Genomic DNA, 14,545 nt, shown 5'->3' on the forward strand with positions numbered 1-14,545 from the left:
TTGCGCAGATTTTTTTTCTCGTACAGTCGCATCATTAAAAAGATAAAAATAGGGAAGAAATAGATTTTTCTTTAAAAGAATATTTAAAAAAAAGATAATAAATTCATCAAAAAATTAGAAAAATCTCAAATCAGAATCTCAAAAAATTCAATTGAAGTTTTTCAAGAATTGATTCAGAAAATATTTTTTTGAAAGAGCAACGGCGCTTAACCTGGGCTTGGCGAAATTGCGGCACAATCTGCAAAATTGAGCGAGTATTTTTCATAACTTCGTTTCCGGTCACCGAAAGTTCTCGGCTATGAAGTTGCCGCAACTTCGCAAAGCCCTGTTCGTTGTGCGTCACCCAAAAGAAACCGTAAATTAAATGAGAGATTCCGAGTTCAAAATTATTGACCATACTTGTTTAGAATACGAAGTATTTTCTCGTGGCGCAGAAATTGAGAAAAATTATAGTCCTGATTTTTCTCTAAAATCTAAAAACAATTATATATTTATTGAGCACGAAACTGATCCAAATCGAAAAACAATAATAGCAGATATTTTCAAAGCAGCATATTTTTTGCAAAATGAAAAAGAAGGAATTGTAATTATTGTATTAAAACCAAAATCATCATTAACTTCATATGTCAAGCACGTTGCAAAATATTGTATATGGCTTCAAATGAAAACAAATCTTAAAGATGTATTTTTCATTGACGAATCAAAATATTATTCAAACCAAGTAGTCTTGGAAATTCACAGTGAAAAATTTATTGAACATGCAATTTCTGTAAATTCGTCATTATAATACTGCGTGGGCGAACGCACAACAAGCAGCTTAACGCAATTGCGGCATTCTGTGCAAAATAGTTCAACCTTTTTTCATAACTTCGTTCACGGTCACCGAAAGAACTCAGCTTCGAAACCGCCGCACCGGCGTGAAGCTGCCGGGCGTTAAGCGCCATTGTGAAACTCACGTCTTTAAAGAACTTAAAATTAATTTGCGTTTAGATAATTCACTCTTTGTGTAAAAAAACAGAAAAATAATTTCATCGTTTTGCGGTGATTTTTTTCTCGTGCAACGGAATTAAGAAAAATAAAAAGGGTAGGGTCGGGTTTTGTAAAAATTAAAAAAATCAATTTAATTAGATTCTTTGTAAAATCGATATCGAAGACTTAGCTATTTTAAAAATAAAAGTGATGAAGTTTTTTTATTGTCAACGGCGCTTAACGAGCAGCTTAACGCCAGAGCGGCCTTTTTGTGGTCGCCAGTTCAAATCTTTTTCATAACTTCGTTCACGGTCACCGAAAGAACTCAGCTCCGGAAACGCCGCACCGGCGTGAAGCTGCTGGGCGTTGGGTGAAATATTCAAGAACATCATGGTAAACAAGAACTTCGAAATAAAATATTCAAACCATTTCAAACTTTATGTTTTATTAAAAGATCAAATAATTTTTGAAAGTGAATTACGCAAAAATGAAATTCCATTTTATAAAGATGCAGATGACCAAATTAATGCAGTTTCGACAGAAAGATATTTTCTATCAGATGATGACAGATTAAAAATTGATAAAATTATTTCAGAAAATGAAATTATCGCAAGCACAGAAACAATTTTAATGAACGATTATCGTGACGGTCGAAAAGTAAATAAATTATATTTTATTGTTGCCGGAATAGTTTTTATTATAATGTTTTTGATTATTTTTATAGACTCAATTTAGAGAAGAATCAAGCAATACTTCACCCAACCTGGGCTTGGCAAAATTGCGGCACAATCTGCAAAATTGTTCTACTTTTTTCCATAACTTCGTTTCCGGTCACCGAAAGAACTCGGCTTCGAAATTGCCGCAACTTCGCAAAGCCCTTGGCGTTGTAGGCAATAACTTAGGACGCATATACTAAAATTAACTTATGGCAGAAATAAATATCATTAAAATTGATGGCAAACCACTCGAAAAATTAATTGAAGTCGTCAGCATAGGGATTGGAAAATTATACAAGCCAACTGAAATTAGAAAGGTGGCTAATGCAGAAGCATATAAAATTAAAGTAATTGAAAAAGCTCTTGCAAAATCAAAGGCAAGTTCAAACCTAATTGATATTGAAACACAAGAAAAAATTCAAAATCGCTTATTACATCAAGAAATTAAGCGCCAAATTAATATAGAAAATGTTACTTTTAAAACCGCACAACATTTGCAGCATGAAAAAAATATTTCAAGCGAAGCATTAGATGACGACTGGATAACGCGCTTTTTTGATACTGTTCAAGATATTTCAGATGACCAATTACAAGATTTATGGAGCCGAATACTTTTGGGAGAAATTAAAAAGCCAAAATCTTTTTCTCTAAGGACACTTGAATTCTTAAAAAATCTTTCTCAAGAAGATGCTAAGCTATTAACTAAAGTTGCGGAATTTGCCATATCAATTAGCACCACGAATTTTATTTATTACAAACCTTGTCATAAATCATTTTCTGAAAAGTGGAACTTTTTCTATTCAGACATGTTGTATTTAATAGAATTAGGAATTATCAATCCAAATGATGCAGATTATCATATTAGAGGTTTAGATAAAGGATCAAGTTTAATGTGCCAATATGGTAAAAATAAAGGGATCATGATTGAGAGAAATATAAATGGAGAGAGTTTCGCATTAACTGCCACACCTTTTACGAAACTTGGAAATGAATTATTAAAATTAATAGAAAAACAAATTAATGAAGATTATTTAAATGAATTTTGTGTGACTGCTAAAAGTGGCAGACCTGACATAGATATAAAAATTGGATATAAGGTAAGTGAAGATAGTAGTTATTTTGTTTATGATGAAAGTTGATGTTACTGCCTACAACGAGCATCTTAACGCCAGAGCGGCAATTAGTTGCAAAAAAGTTCAAATCTTTTTCATAACTTCGTTCACGGTCACCGAAAGTACTCAGCTCCGAAACTGCCGCACCGGCGTGAAGCTGCCGGGCGTTAGCAGATATACTATGAAAACTTTGCGCATATTCATTTATCTTACAATTTTTAGTTTTGCTAGTTGCAAGACTAAAAAAGGCGATATTTCAACTTTTGATCAAAGAAAAGAAGAATTTCTTCAAACAATTCAAGCCAAAGATTCCGGATATATTATTAAGCAAAAAGGCATTGAATTTTTATTAGCTACCAACTTAATTGACACATTAAATTCTAATTGGAATCAGGCAAAAGAGGGTGACACAATCGGAAAGTTTTACAAAAACAAATTAACCAATAGTTATTTTCTTTGCACGATTGATCTTTCTAAAAAGTATTCTTTTGAAACTCATTTACTAGTAGAGATAAAACCTAACGGGAAAATATTGAAAAAAGAAAGATTTTTCCACAGTAATTACCCGTGCTGTTGGAAAAATTATTATGAAGGTTTTAATATGTATGGAGAATATTTCGGATTAAGAACCTGCGGAACAGGATCTGGATATTGTGCAAGTTATCTTTATCTTTTCAAAGAAATTACTTCTCAAAAAAGTCTAAAATTTATTCCTGAAAACTATTGGTCGTCGTTTATAACAGCTCAAGATTTAACTTCAAAAATAGAATTAAAAAAGGATGAACTAATTATGCATTATAAATTAGAAAAAGGCGAACTTAACGATAGTTTAGATTTCAAAGTAAACGAAACTAAAATATTCGATGTCAAATTTATTTTTAAGAATAAAAGATGGATAACGACAGAAAAGAGTAAATTTGATGGACTAGATATAGAACTGTAAGTACATCTGCTAACGTGGGCTTGGCAAAATTGCGGCACAATCTGCAAAATTGAGCGAGTATTTTTCATAACTTCGTTTCCGGTCACCGAAAGAACTCGGCTCCGAAATTGCCGCAACTTCGCAAAGCCCTTGGCGTTAGCCGTTACTCATCGCCAAGATTGAGAATAAAAAAATCTTACAACATGAAATTATATAATTTTTTATTTTTTTGCGCAATTCTCATACTTGTAAGTTGCAATAAGGTGAGTGATATTGTAACTAATACTGGCCATGAATATGATCATTCTGATGCTTTGAATAGCAGTACTAAAATTATAATAGAATTGGAAAATTCAAAACAAGATTCTTCTTCTACGAAATTATTTGAGGCGAAAACTCAGGAAGAATTACAAGGGTTTAAAGATTTGTTTAAAAATGCTAAACTTACCGATTATTGTTGTTGTCCAGAAGAGAATTACACAGTTTCATTTTATTATTTTAAAAATAACTTTGATTATTATTTGGTTGACACGATAGAGTTTAAAAGTAAGGTGCGAATCTTCGAGAAAAGTTACCAGTATTCTTACCTCGTTGATAAAGAATTATGGAAAAATTATTTGAATAAAATAGAAAATAGAAAATAGGAGCAACGGCTAACATGGGCTTGGCGCCAGAGCGGCAATTAGTTGCAAAATTGAACTTCTTTTTTCTTAACTTCGTTCTCGGTCACCGAAAGAACTCGGCTCCGAAATTGCCGCACCGGCGCAAAGCCCTGGCCGTTAGTGGCAAGTGTCTTGCGAATCGTATAAAACAACAAATTATGACTTATCAAGATGAAATTAAAAAGCACTTTGAAGACAACAAAAAGAAATTGTTCGAAAAGGTATTAGAAGACGGTAAGTGGCGAAATAGTGTAAAAAAATATCCTCATATTCTTCCAAAAGAAGAACAAATTCTGAACTTATTACCAACTTATAGAATAGCCTTAAATGAGTATCTTAACAATAATAAAAATGCATTAAAAAAGCATATTTATTTCCACCATTTAAATTCGTCACAAGCAATGTGTTTAAATTTCTTTTTTCCTCTATTCGAAGAAAAAGAACTAGATATAATTTTGAATTTATTTGGATTTGAGAACGATGAAATAAATTACAGCAAAACTTGTTTTGAAAAAAATTCAGATATTGAAAAAAGCGATAAAAATTACAGACCGACAAGTTTCGATTTTTACATTGAAACAATAAGTGGAAAGAGAATATTCTTTGAAATAAAATATACAGAACAGGAATTTGGTAAAGCTAAAGAAGATGATATTCACTTAAACAAATTTAATGATGTCTATAAAAATAATTTGAGAGTTATTAATGAAGAATACCATCAACCAAATATCTTTTTAAAAAATTATCAGATATTAAGAAATCTGATCTGCATATCTGAGAATTCATACGTCGTTTTTTTATATCCAAATAAAAATAAAAAAATTAAGAATCAAGCTGAATCAGCTAAAGACAAAATTCTTAATAAGGATATAAAAGAAAATTTGATCAACCTGACTTGGGAAGAATTGATAAGTTTTACAGAAAAAAACATAAAAAGCTTAAAACTGAAAAAACAAGTCAAAGATTTTAAAGAAAAATATAATTTCTAAACAACACCAGCCACTAACGAGCAGCTTAACGCCAGAGCGGCAATTAGTTGCAAATTGTTCGAGTATTTTTCATAACTTCGTTCACGGTCACCGAAAGAACTCAGCTCCGAAACCGCCGCACCGGCGTGAAGCTGCCGGGCGTTAGCTGATATGTTTAAAAAAACGAGACGATGAGAACACTTAAGTTTGATAAATACGAAATCGAAAATCTTGAAGATTGTATTCCTGAAATTGAAAAAATGTATCAGTTTCAATTTACAAATGAAGAGCTCAAAAATGTAAAAAGTTTTGACGAATTCTCAGAATTAATAATTTCTAAAATTGATTTTGAAAATATAGAAAGTTGCACAACTCAACAAGCGTTTTACAAGTTAAGGAAATCTGTTGTTGAAGAAAACGTATTTAAAAAAGAAAATTTCAAACCAGAAACTAAACTCAATGACTTATTTCCAAGAGAAAATAGAATTAAGGTTGTTAGAAAAATTGAAAATAACATTGGTTTTAAATTAAACATTTTAAATCCTCCAGTATTTATATTTTATATATTATTTCCAATTTCTATAATCTCATTCGTTACACTTTTTATAGATTTAAAAATTGGAATTTTGGGATGCTTATTTTCAATTTTTTCAATTTACTTAAGTAACCGATTTGCAAAAGAAATTAGAATAAAAAATGTAAAGCAATTAGTTGAAAAGATTACAAATGAAAATTATTTAAAAGTCAGAAAGAAACAAAATACCGTTAACAAATCAGAGCTGAAAAAAGTATTGATTGAGTGGTTTGCGGACAATGCATGTATCGAAAAAGAAAAATTAGAAATAGGAACATTTATTTGATAATTAACACATCAGCTAACATGGGCTTGGCAAAATTGCGGCAGTCAGTTGCAAAATTGTAACAGTATTTTTCATAACTTCGTTCACGGTCACCGAAAGAACTCAGCTTTGAAGTTGCCGCAACTTCGCAAAGCCCTTGGCGTTAAATGCAATTGTTGATGACGTTCGCATCTATAAAGACCTAAAAGTTCAGTTTGCGTTGTATTTCTGTGTCGAAAAATTGAAGAAAAATAATTTCATAGTTTGCGCTGATTTTTTCTCACATATTCGAATTAAAAAAATGAAAAAGAGTAGGAACTGGATTATAGTAATTTTATAAAAATCGATTTGAATAGCTTTTAAATAAAATTGATTTTTAGAAATCTAACTATTGAATGTTTGTTTTGAAAAATTAAGAATTGTTTTGTCTTGCAACGGCATTTAACGAGCAGCTTGGCAAAATTGCGGCCTAATCTGCTGAATTGTTCGTCTAATTTCCATAACTTCGTTTCCGGTCACCGAAAGAACTCAGCTTTGAAGTTTCCGCAACTTCGCAAAGCTGCCGGGCGTTAGCAGCAATTGAACCGCCGAAGTAACATAAACTGAAAACCAAAATGAAAAAATTAATGACAATTGTTTTCTTACTGACATTGTTGAAAAGCAATTCGCAAAATTTAAAAAAGTTTGAATTGTTAGAAAATAATTGGTTCATAAATCTTGATAGCGAATATGTAGCTAAACACGATACAATTCAAATATTTAAAGTGCTAAATATAAAAACTAAAAATATACACATTAAAAATCGAGAAGCTGCTTACTTTTTTAGCAAAGAAAGATTAACAGAATTAAATTTTAGGAAGGACACGCTATTTACAAGCCATTTGCATTTGCTCCAATGTGGATTTGTATTTAATACTTACATTGGAAATTGGAACTTTGATGAGCCGTCACAGACCATATCTTTTGATTCAAAAACATTACTGAATTCATCTTATAAAATTATTGCAAAAAAAGATGAACGAGCAGAAATCGAAACTGAATATCATAATGAAAAGATTATATTTGCAACTGATTTGGTAGTTTATAACTTAATAAAAATCAGGTAACTGCTGCTAACCTGGGCTTGGCGAAATTGCGGCACAATCTGCAAAATTTAACCAATATTTTCCAACTTCGTTTCCGGTCACCGAAAGTACTCGGCTACGAAATTGCCGCAACTTCGCAAAGCCCTGGGCGTTACCTGCAAGCGCACCAAAATTGCGCATAAAAAGTTATCATGAAAACAATTAATACAATTTTAGGTAAAACAATCAAGTTTGAAGAATTAGATACTTCAAAAAACTGGATTTTAGATTTCCCAAATAAAAATTGGTGTTTGACAATTATTGCTGACGAAAAAAATAAAAATTATTTCGATGAAATTATCAGAAAATCTATTGAAAAAAATGTCGGATATATTTGTGCGGTAGGAAAACAGCATGATGTAATTCATTCAATGGCGGATGATGAAATTCAATTTAGAGAAGTTGATATTGAGGATTTCTTTTTACCGAAACATTTGATTATTACTATTAGCGACGAAGATTTCGAAAATGGATTATGGTCGAGTATTTACTTAAGCCAAAATCCAGAAACGGAAATAAAGGAAATCATCATTTTAGATTTAACAAAAACAGCGTTTAAAAAGACGTTTAATTTGATTGAAAAATTTCACAATGGCTATTTACCCAATAGCGCCAGCAGGTAACGTGGGCTTGGCAAAATTGCGGCACAATCGGCAAAATTGAGCCAGTATTTTTCATAACTTCGTTTCCGGTCACCGAAAGTACTCGGCTTCGAAATTGCCGCAACTTCGCAAAGCCCTTGGCGTTAGCAGCAATTGAACCGCCGAAGTAACATAAACTGAAAACCAAAATGAAAAAATTAATGACAATTGTTTTCTTACTGACATTGTTGAAAAGCAATTCGCAAAATTTAAAAAAGTTTGAGTTATTAGAAAATAATTGGTTCATAAATCTTGATAGCGAATATGTAGCTAAACACGATACAATTCAAATATTTAAAGTGCTAAATATAAAAACTAAAAATATACACATTAAAAATCGAGAAGCTGCTTACTTTTTTAGCAAAGAAAGATTAACAGAATTAAATTTTAGGAAGGACACGCTATTTACAAGCCATTTGCATTTGCTCCAATGTGGATTTGTATTTAATACTTACATTGGAAATTGGAACTTTGATGAGCTGTCACAGACCATATCTTTTGATTCAAAAACATTACTGAATTCATCTTATAAAATTATTGCAAAAAAAGATGAACGAGCAGAAATCGAAACTGAATTTCATAATGAAAAGATTATATTTGCAACTGATTTGGTAGTTTATAACTTAATAAAAATCAGGTAACTGCTGCTAACATGGGCTTGGCGCCAGAGCGGCAATTAGTTGCAAAATTGTAACAGTATTTTTCTTAACTTCGTTCGCGGTCACCGAAAGTACTCGGCTCCGAAATTGCCGCACCGGCGCAAAGCCCTGGCCGTTAGTGGCAAGCTTATCGCAGACGCAAGAATCTAACGCAATTTTAAATCTAAAAATGACTTAATTGTAGTATGAAAACAACTCTGATCTGTCATTAAGAGTAATTGTACAATTCTTAGAGTAAATGATATAACAAAAGGATTTAGTTGTCCGATACCTTTATTGATAATTAAAAAAAAAATAAATTATGGACAATCAACAACAAGCACGCAACGAAGAGGAATTTAGAATGGGTGTAATCTGGAACCTGCGGAATTATCATTAGTGACAAGCGAGATCGCAAAAGAAAAAGCATTACAGAAAAACGCAAAGGAATTTGCCAACTTTGAATTGACTGAAGCTATTGCGGTAACATCAGTTCTTAAAGATTTAGGTACACCAGTTCCTCCAATGGATGAAAAAGCAAAGGCAACGTTAGAAAAAATTCAAAACACGCCTGCAGGAAATGAATTTGATAAAGCCTATATCAAAGCGCAGCTTGAAAATCATGAATTCTTAAGAAATCTGGCACAGGATTATTTAAACAATTCGATGGAAGAGATATCGGCAGCAGAAAGTCAAGGGAGACATTTAGCAACACTTGCTTTGGCTACTTTTAAGGAGCACGTGGCAATTACTCAACGTATTTTAGGTGAACTGAATGCGTAATAAATTATTGCAACAATTGAAAATACAGGAGTAACTTCCTGTTTTTTTATTTAAAAGCCTGCCACTAACGTGGGCTTGGCAAAATTGCGGCACAATCTGCAAAATTGAACCAGTATTTTCAATAATTTCGTTCACGGTCACCGAAAGTACTCGGTTTCGAAATTGCCGCAACTTCGCAAAGCCCTGGTCGTTATGGGCTATTGAACATTCTAACAACTTATATGGAAGAAATTAACCAACGATATTTAAGAGGACAAATTCAAGCTTTACAACTCATTGAAAGACATTTGAAAAGGAGAGTACAATTAGAAGATTTAAATCCTACAATTTATTTTGACTTAATTCTTTGGGATGCTGAAGATGAAGCGACACAAGCGATAGAAAATGATATAGTATCACATTCTTTATTTCCAGAATTGGATTGGACGGCGCAAGCATTACAATGGTTGTCTGAAGACTTAACGCCAGATTATGAAAGTTTTTTGTCTCAGAAAAATGATCTTGACAATCTTAGGAGTAAACTTATATATTCGGATGAGGAAGTTAAAGCAATGAAGTTTTTAAACAATTCTATATAGTAAGAAGGCAAAACTCAACAGCCCATAACATGGGCTTGGCGCCAGAGCGGCAATTAGTTGCAAAATTGAACTACTTTTTTCTTAACTTCGTTTCCGGTCACCGAAAGAACTCGGCTCCAAAATTGCCGCACCGGCGCAAAGCCCTGGCCGTTGGGCGCTATTTGCCGGAACGCATTCGTAAAAAAGCTATTAAGATTACAGTTCCGAATTTATGCGTTTTCCAAGTTTAATAAGTAATCATTAAAATATTTATAAATGTATAAACATCCATTACACTACAAAAAAGAAAATATTGAAGAGATAATGAACAAGCAAATAACAATTGATATTGGTTTGAAAAATTCTGATACAGTTACAGAAACGATTCATGGACTAGTTGTTAATTGTACATTAGCATCAAACGAGCCATTTTTACCAGCATCAATTACAGTCGAAACTGCAGAAGGAAAAACCAGAACCTTTAGTATGTTTGAGATTAAAATGTTTCGTGATTAGTAAAACAGCGACCCAACATGGGCTTGGCGAAATTGCGGCACAATCTGCAAAATTGAACAGTATTTTTCCATAACTTCGTTTTCGGTCACCGAAAGAACTCGGCTCCGAAATTGCCGCAACTTCGCAAAGCCCTTGGCGTTAGGCGATATATTACCTGAACGCACCGACATAATATGAACGAAATAAAATTTATACCGTTAATAGAACTCGCTACAAAAAAAGATGCGGAAAGTAAAATCGTTCCGACTGGAACATCTTTAGACAATCCAATAGAATGGGATTTATATCACGAGAATGAATTAGCAAAAAATTATGAGAATATTCCAAAACCAATTTCATCAGGAATTTATCAGTATCGACTTTTTGATATTGAAATTGAAGATTTAGAGCGAACAATTAAACTTCATATTGGCGATACAGATTTAAGTGAATCATGTTCACTATTTGGTGGATACGCCATTTCAATAAATGATAGAATTGAACTTTATCCTCAATGTTGCGGATTATTGGAAGAAATTCAACAATGGAAAAAAATACTGAATGAAGATTTTGAAGATTTTTATTTATTAGAATGTCATCCTTCTCCTTTAATAACGAAAAAAGGAAACCAAATAAGGATTTACTGTAAAGATGACGATGAAACATTTTTTCCTCCAACGAAAGAAATTATAGAACTTGATTATCAAAAAACTAAGTCAGCATTTCTAAAATTACTTGCTGACTTAAATGAATTTTCAATTAAATTTAATAAATTATCAGACAATTTTGGAACCAAAAATATTGATAAAATTTTAATTTGGGGAAGTGAAATCTAACAATACATCGCCTAACCTGGGCTTGGCAAAATTGCGGCCTTTTTGTGCAAAATTGTTTTACTTTTTTCCATAACTTCGTTTTCGGTCGCCGAAAGTACTCGGCTTCTAAATTGCCGCAACTTCGCAAAGCCCTTGGCGTTAGCGGTCAGCTTTAAGAGCGTTCACGGTAATCGGGAAATTCTACAATAAAAATAAAATATTTTAAAGTATGTCAAAAAAAATTAAAATTGGCGCAGATGAAATAATTCTATGGTTGCGTAAAAACAAAAAAGCAGTAAATCTCCCAAATGATGAAATACATGGATTAGGAATAAAAATCCATAATTTAATAGTAAAAGAATTAGGAGGAATTAAATTATCCGAAGAAGTTGCATATTGGGCAAATCTAATTCAAGATAAAAATATAGAAAAATTCAATTTACCTAAATCATCAACTCAGTATGAGATTGAAACTCAAAAATTAGAACAATTGTATAACAATTTATCTAATTGGTAAATTAATCAAAGCCGAACCGCTAACGAGCAGTTTTATGAAATTGCCTGTTTTTGTGCTCGTTAGAAAAAAATATTTTCATAATTTCGTTTCCGGTCACCGAAAGAACTCGGCTCCGAAATTCCGGCAACTTCATAAAGCTGCCGGGCGTTAACTGACATTCATTAAAAACCGCGTAATGAAAGACATTTCTAACATAAAACGCTTTTCTTTATTTATATTTACTTTGTTGATTTTTATTTCTTGTCAGAAAAAGGAACCCAGTCTGTCGAGAAATTTACTTTTGGAGCAATCAAAAGATTTGACACTTGCTAATCACAGAGAAATAAGCGGTTTGTTGTCTAAAATAGCTGAAGAAAATTTAGAAGAAAAGAAGCAAACTTCGCCAGAGTATGAACAAATTCTTAAACTTTATGACGAATTTGGAAAATTCGAATTAAATATACAAAATGCGGAACGTGCAGAAATTGTAGATATGATTGATCTACAAAATATAAGATTCAAAAATGATGAAGCTTTTAAAGCAAAGTATTTTAAATTTAAACCGATGAAGGTCGAAGAATTTAATCAACTAGATGATGAAGTATTTAAATTTTACGCTTTGTCAAAAATCACAAGATTTTATGTTGATGCCGCTGGATATATTTTCGTAAAACGAGAACACAAATATCGCGCAGAACTTTGAACGTCAGTTAACATGGGCTTGGCAAAATTGCGGCCTTTTTATGCAAAATTGTTCTACTTTTTTCCATAACTTCGTTCATGGTCACCGAAAGTACTCGGCTCCGAAATTGCCGCAACTTCGCAAAGCCCTTGGCGTTGGCTGCCATTACTAACGACGCGTAACAATAAATCGGATATATGGAAATTCACATTCCTTACGAACAAAGAAAAAATAGAAAGTGTGATTTCATTGTGAAATATCGTTTTTTATCAAAAGAGGAAGGTAACTACAGATTAGGAAATCCAATGCAAGGTTATCGCTCAGATTTTTTATATGCCGGAGATGAAAAAGAAAAAGGATTGTGGATGATTTGGCCTGAGTTTTTGGATAATGAGGATAATGTTATTACTGATAAAACTGTGCGAGTTTCTACTTCCGGGAAAGCACAAATGTGGATTTTAAACGATGAATTTTTTCAAATGCATCGAGACAGAATAAAAATTGGTTTGAAGGCGTATTTTGTAGAAGGCCGATTTAAAACTGCTGAATGTGAAGTCATAGAAATTACTGGTTTATTGTAAATATTGTAACGGCAGCCAACATGGGCTTGGCGCCATTGCGGCATTTTTGTGCAAAATTGTTCGCCTTTTTTCATAACTTCGTTCACGGTCACCGAAAGTACTCGGCTCCGAAATCGCCGCAACATCGCAAAGCCCTGGCCGTTATGGGCAAGATTTCGAGTGACGCAACCTAAATCATGATAAAATGAAAAGACCTAGTTGGCTAATTACAATTTTAATTATTATAGTTTTAGTCGCAATCATTACTAATCCTAGTGTTGATGATCATAAACAAGAATTAAAATCATTATTCAATCGTCGTGTTCAAAACTCTTTATCGGATGAGGAATCTGACGGATTTAAAAATCTCGGAATAATGATTGGAAATTCATTTGCAGAAAAGTTAATTGATAATGCTGTTACCCGAGATAATTATGTCATATTTTCTTTGACGAGAGGGACTTGGAAAGAAAATAGTAAAATAATTGGATTTGGCATTTTTGGGAATGTATTTCTATCAAAAGAAGTAAAAGAAAGTTTTGAAAATTCCTTTAATGGTTCACAAATAGAAGAAGCAAAACCATCAGAAGAATATTAATCCTGCCCATAACGAGCAGCTTAACGCCAGAGCGGCAATTAGTTGCAAATTGTTCGTCTATTTTTCATAACTTCGTTCACGGTCACCGAAAGAACTCAGCTCCGAAACTGCCGCACCGGCGTGAAGCTGCCGGGCGTTAGTGGCTATGTTTCCAAAAATCGCGTATAAAATGAAAAACACAATTTTACTCTTACTGATTTTTATTTCTTTTAGTTTTATTCATAAAGAGAAATGGGACGACAATAAAGAAGATTGGACGCCATTGATGTTTGCTATTTATAATGGAAATACTAAAGAATTCAACAAATTAATTGATAATGGAGCAGATGTTACTTACCGAATAAAAACTTCGTGGGAATTAAATGCGTTAAATGTGGCAGTGAAAAAGAATAATGTTGATGCAGTTAAAAAATTAGTTTCTACAAAGAAATTTAAAAAATTGCAGTATTACTTTGAAGATGCTTGTGGACAAAGTAGCAGTTCAATTGTTATATTTTTTATTAGTAAAGGAGTTAATGTCAACAATTATTCTGAAAACGGTCATTCAAACTTGATGACAGCTTGTTCATTTGGAACAACAGAAATAGTTCAAGCTCTGATAAAAAACGGAGCAGAAATAAATCATCAAAGAGAAGTTGATGGAATAACAGCATTAATGCTAGCGGCTTTTAATGGAGAATTAAATAAAGTTAAATTACTTATGAAAAATGGCGCGGATAAAACCATAAAAGATAAAAATGGTGAAACTGCTTACGATTATGTCGACCAAATTTACCCTAGATTAAATGTGAGCGAAGAAACAAAAAATCAATTGAAAAATGTGCTAAAATAACTAACACAGCCACTAACCTGGGCTTGGCAAAATTGCGGCACAATCTGCAAAATTGTTCTAGTTTTTTCCATAACTTCGTTCACGGTCACCGAAAGTACTCGGCTTTGAAGTTGCCGCAACTTCGCAAAGCCCTTGG

General features: G+C 32.7%; 19 protein-coding genes. All 19 read left to right on the forward strand.

The window, feature by feature from the left end; translation table 11 throughout:
- Positions 1 to 364 precede the first annotated feature (364 nt).
- The 19 genes from ACSLFW_RS13365 (at position 365) to ACSLFW_RS13455 (ending at position 14,409) form a co-directional block, all read left to right on the forward strand.
- Entirely contained in the window at positions 365 to 787 is a 423-nt protein-coding gene (locus ACSLFW_RS13365) for a hypothetical protein (RefSeq protein ID WP_436556156.1), read from the forward strand.
- 572 nt (positions 788 to 1,359) lie between these two features.
- A complete protein-coding gene (locus tag ACSLFW_RS13370) occupies positions 1,360 to 1,704 on the forward strand; it encodes a hypothetical protein (protein ID WP_436556157.1) in 345 nt (114 codons plus the stop codon).
- A gap of 190 nt (positions 1,705 to 1,894) precedes the next feature.
- On the forward strand, positions 1,895 to 2,824 hold the full coding sequence (locus ACSLFW_RS13375; RefSeq protein WP_436556158.1) for a DUF2806 domain-containing protein: 930 nt from the start codon (positions 1,895 to 1,897) through the stop codon (positions 2,822 to 2,824).
- Between the two features lie 154 nt (positions 2,825 to 2,978).
- A complete protein-coding gene (locus ACSLFW_RS13380) occupies positions 2,979 to 3,740 on the forward strand; it encodes a hypothetical protein (protein WP_436556159.1) in 762 nt (253 codons plus the stop codon).
- A gap of 107 nt (positions 3,741 to 3,847) precedes the next feature.
- Positions 3,848 to 4,363 (forward strand): hypothetical protein, encoded by a 516-nt coding sequence (locus ACSLFW_RS13385; protein WP_436556160.1) that lies wholly within the window; start codon positions 3,848 to 3,850, stop codon positions 4,361 to 4,363.
- A gap of 176 nt (positions 4,364 to 4,539) precedes the next feature.
- Positions 4,540 to 5,370, forward strand: coding sequence for a PGN_0703 family putative restriction endonuclease (locus ACSLFW_RS13390; RefSeq protein WP_436556161.1), 831 nt, complete (start codon positions 4,540 to 4,542; stop codon positions 5,368 to 5,370).
- 170 nt (positions 5,371 to 5,540) lie between these two features.
- A complete protein-coding gene (locus ACSLFW_RS13395; protein ID WP_436556162.1) occupies positions 5,541 to 6,209 on the forward strand; it encodes a hypothetical protein in 669 nt (222 codons plus the stop codon).
- Positions 6,210 to 6,802: 593 nt separating this feature from the next.
- Complete coding sequence (locus ACSLFW_RS13400; protein ID WP_436556163.1) at positions 6,803 to 7,294, forward strand: hypothetical protein; 492 nt, start codon at positions 6,803 to 6,805, stop codon at positions 7,292 to 7,294.
- Between the two features lie 170 nt (positions 7,295 to 7,464).
- Complete coding sequence (locus ACSLFW_RS13405) at positions 7,465 to 7,935, forward strand: hypothetical protein (RefSeq protein ID WP_436556164.1); 471 nt, start codon at positions 7,465 to 7,467, stop codon at positions 7,933 to 7,935.
- A 167-nt stretch (positions 7,936 to 8,102) separates the two neighbouring features.
- Positions 8,103 to 8,594 (forward strand): hypothetical protein, encoded by a 492-nt coding sequence (locus ACSLFW_RS13410; RefSeq protein ID WP_436556165.1) that lies wholly within the window; start codon positions 8,103 to 8,105, stop codon positions 8,592 to 8,594.
- Between the two features lie 396 nt (positions 8,595 to 8,990).
- Entirely contained in the window at positions 8,991 to 9,374 is a 384-nt protein-coding gene (locus ACSLFW_RS13415) for a DUF4142 domain-containing protein (protein WP_436556166.1), read from the forward strand.
- 221 nt (positions 9,375 to 9,595) lie between these two features.
- A complete protein-coding gene (locus ACSLFW_RS13420; protein ID WP_436556167.1) occupies positions 9,596 to 9,952 on the forward strand; it encodes a hypothetical protein in 357 nt (118 codons plus the stop codon).
- A 255-nt stretch (positions 9,953 to 10,207) separates the two neighbouring features.
- A complete protein-coding gene (locus tag ACSLFW_RS13425; protein ID WP_436556168.1) occupies positions 10,208 to 10,447 on the forward strand; it encodes a hypothetical protein in 240 nt (79 codons plus the stop codon).
- 173 nt (positions 10,448 to 10,620) lie between these two features.
- Positions 10,621 to 11,262: a hypothetical protein gene (locus tag ACSLFW_RS13430; protein ID WP_436556169.1), complete on the forward strand. Its 642-nt coding sequence runs from the start codon at positions 10,621 to 10,623 to the stop codon at positions 11,260 to 11,262.
- A 208-nt stretch (positions 11,263 to 11,470) separates the two neighbouring features.
- Positions 11,471 to 11,758 (forward strand): hypothetical protein, encoded by a 288-nt coding sequence (locus ACSLFW_RS13435; protein WP_436556170.1) that lies wholly within the window; start codon positions 11,471 to 11,473, stop codon positions 11,756 to 11,758.
- A gap of 175 nt (positions 11,759 to 11,933) precedes the next feature.
- Positions 11,934 to 12,440 (forward strand): hypothetical protein, encoded by a 507-nt coding sequence (locus ACSLFW_RS13440; protein WP_436556171.1) that lies wholly within the window; start codon positions 11,934 to 11,936, stop codon positions 12,438 to 12,440.
- 176 nt (positions 12,441 to 12,616) lie between these two features.
- Entirely contained in the window at positions 12,617 to 13,000 is a 384-nt protein-coding gene (locus ACSLFW_RS13445; protein ID WP_436556172.1) for a hypothetical protein, read from the forward strand.
- Between the two features lie 184 nt (positions 13,001 to 13,184).
- On the forward strand, positions 13,185 to 13,577 hold the full coding sequence (locus ACSLFW_RS13450) for a DUF4359 domain-containing protein (RefSeq protein WP_436556173.1): 393 nt from the start codon (positions 13,185 to 13,187) through the stop codon (positions 13,575 to 13,577).
- Positions 13,578 to 13,746: 169 nt separating this feature from the next.
- A complete protein-coding gene (locus ACSLFW_RS13455) occupies positions 13,747 to 14,409 on the forward strand; it encodes an ankyrin repeat domain-containing protein (RefSeq protein ID WP_436556174.1) in 663 nt (220 codons plus the stop codon).
- The last annotated feature ends 136 nt before the right edge of the window (positions 14,410 to 14,545 follow it).

The organism is Flavobacterium sp. 3HN19-14 (assembly GCF_051373205.1).
Lineage (GTDB): Bacteria > Bacteroidota > Bacteroidia > Flavobacteriales > Flavobacteriaceae > Flavobacterium.

Coding starts and splice junctions, on each gene's coding strand:
- ACSLFW_RS13365 (WP_436556156.1), top strand. CDS start 365: ATGAGAGATTCCGAGTTCAAAATTATTGACCATACTTGTTTAGAATAC.
- ACSLFW_RS13370 (WP_436556157.1), top strand. CDS start 1,360: ATGGTAAACAAGAACTTCGAAATAAAATATTCAAACCATTTCAAACTT.
- ACSLFW_RS13375 (WP_436556158.1), top strand. CDS start 1,895: ATGGCAGAAATAAATATCATTAAAATTGATGGCAAACCACTCGAAAAA.
- ACSLFW_RS13380 (WP_436556159.1), top strand. CDS start 2,979: ATGAAAACTTTGCGCATATTCATTTATCTTACAATTTTTAGTTTTGCT.
- ACSLFW_RS13390 (WP_436556161.1), top strand. CDS start 4,540: ATGACTTATCAAGATGAAATTAAAAAGCACTTTGAAGACAACAAAAAG.
- ACSLFW_RS13395 (WP_436556162.1), top strand. CDS start 5,541: ATGAGAACACTTAAGTTTGATAAATACGAAATCGAAAATCTTGAAGAT.
- ACSLFW_RS13400 (WP_436556163.1), top strand. CDS start 6,803: ATGAAAAAATTAATGACAATTGTTTTCTTACTGACATTGTTGAAAAGC.
- ACSLFW_RS13405 (WP_436556164.1), top strand. CDS start 7,465: ATGAAAACAATTAATACAATTTTAGGTAAAACAATCAAGTTTGAAGAA.
- ACSLFW_RS13410 (WP_436556165.1), top strand. CDS start 8,103: ATGAAAAAATTAATGACAATTGTTTTCTTACTGACATTGTTGAAAAGC.
- ACSLFW_RS13420 (WP_436556167.1), top strand. CDS start 9,596: ATGGAAGAAATTAACCAACGATATTTAAGAGGACAAATTCAAGCTTTA.
- ACSLFW_RS13425 (WP_436556168.1), top strand. CDS start 10,208: ATGTATAAACATCCATTACACTACAAAAAAGAAAATATTGAAGAGATA.
- ACSLFW_RS13430 (WP_436556169.1), top strand. CDS start 10,621: ATGAACGAAATAAAATTTATACCGTTAATAGAACTCGCTACAAAAAAA.
- ACSLFW_RS13435 (WP_436556170.1), top strand. CDS start 11,471: ATGTCAAAAAAAATTAAAATTGGCGCAGATGAAATAATTCTATGGTTG.
- ACSLFW_RS13440 (WP_436556171.1), top strand. CDS start 11,934: ATGAAAGACATTTCTAACATAAAACGCTTTTCTTTATTTATATTTACT.
- ACSLFW_RS13445 (WP_436556172.1), top strand. CDS start 12,617: ATGGAAATTCACATTCCTTACGAACAAAGAAAAAATAGAAAGTGTGAT.
- ACSLFW_RS13450 (WP_436556173.1), top strand. CDS start 13,185: ATGAAAAGACCTAGTTGGCTAATTACAATTTTAATTATTATAGTTTTA.
- ACSLFW_RS13455 (WP_436556174.1), top strand. CDS start 13,747: ATGAAAAACACAATTTTACTCTTACTGATTTTTATTTCTTTTAGTTTT.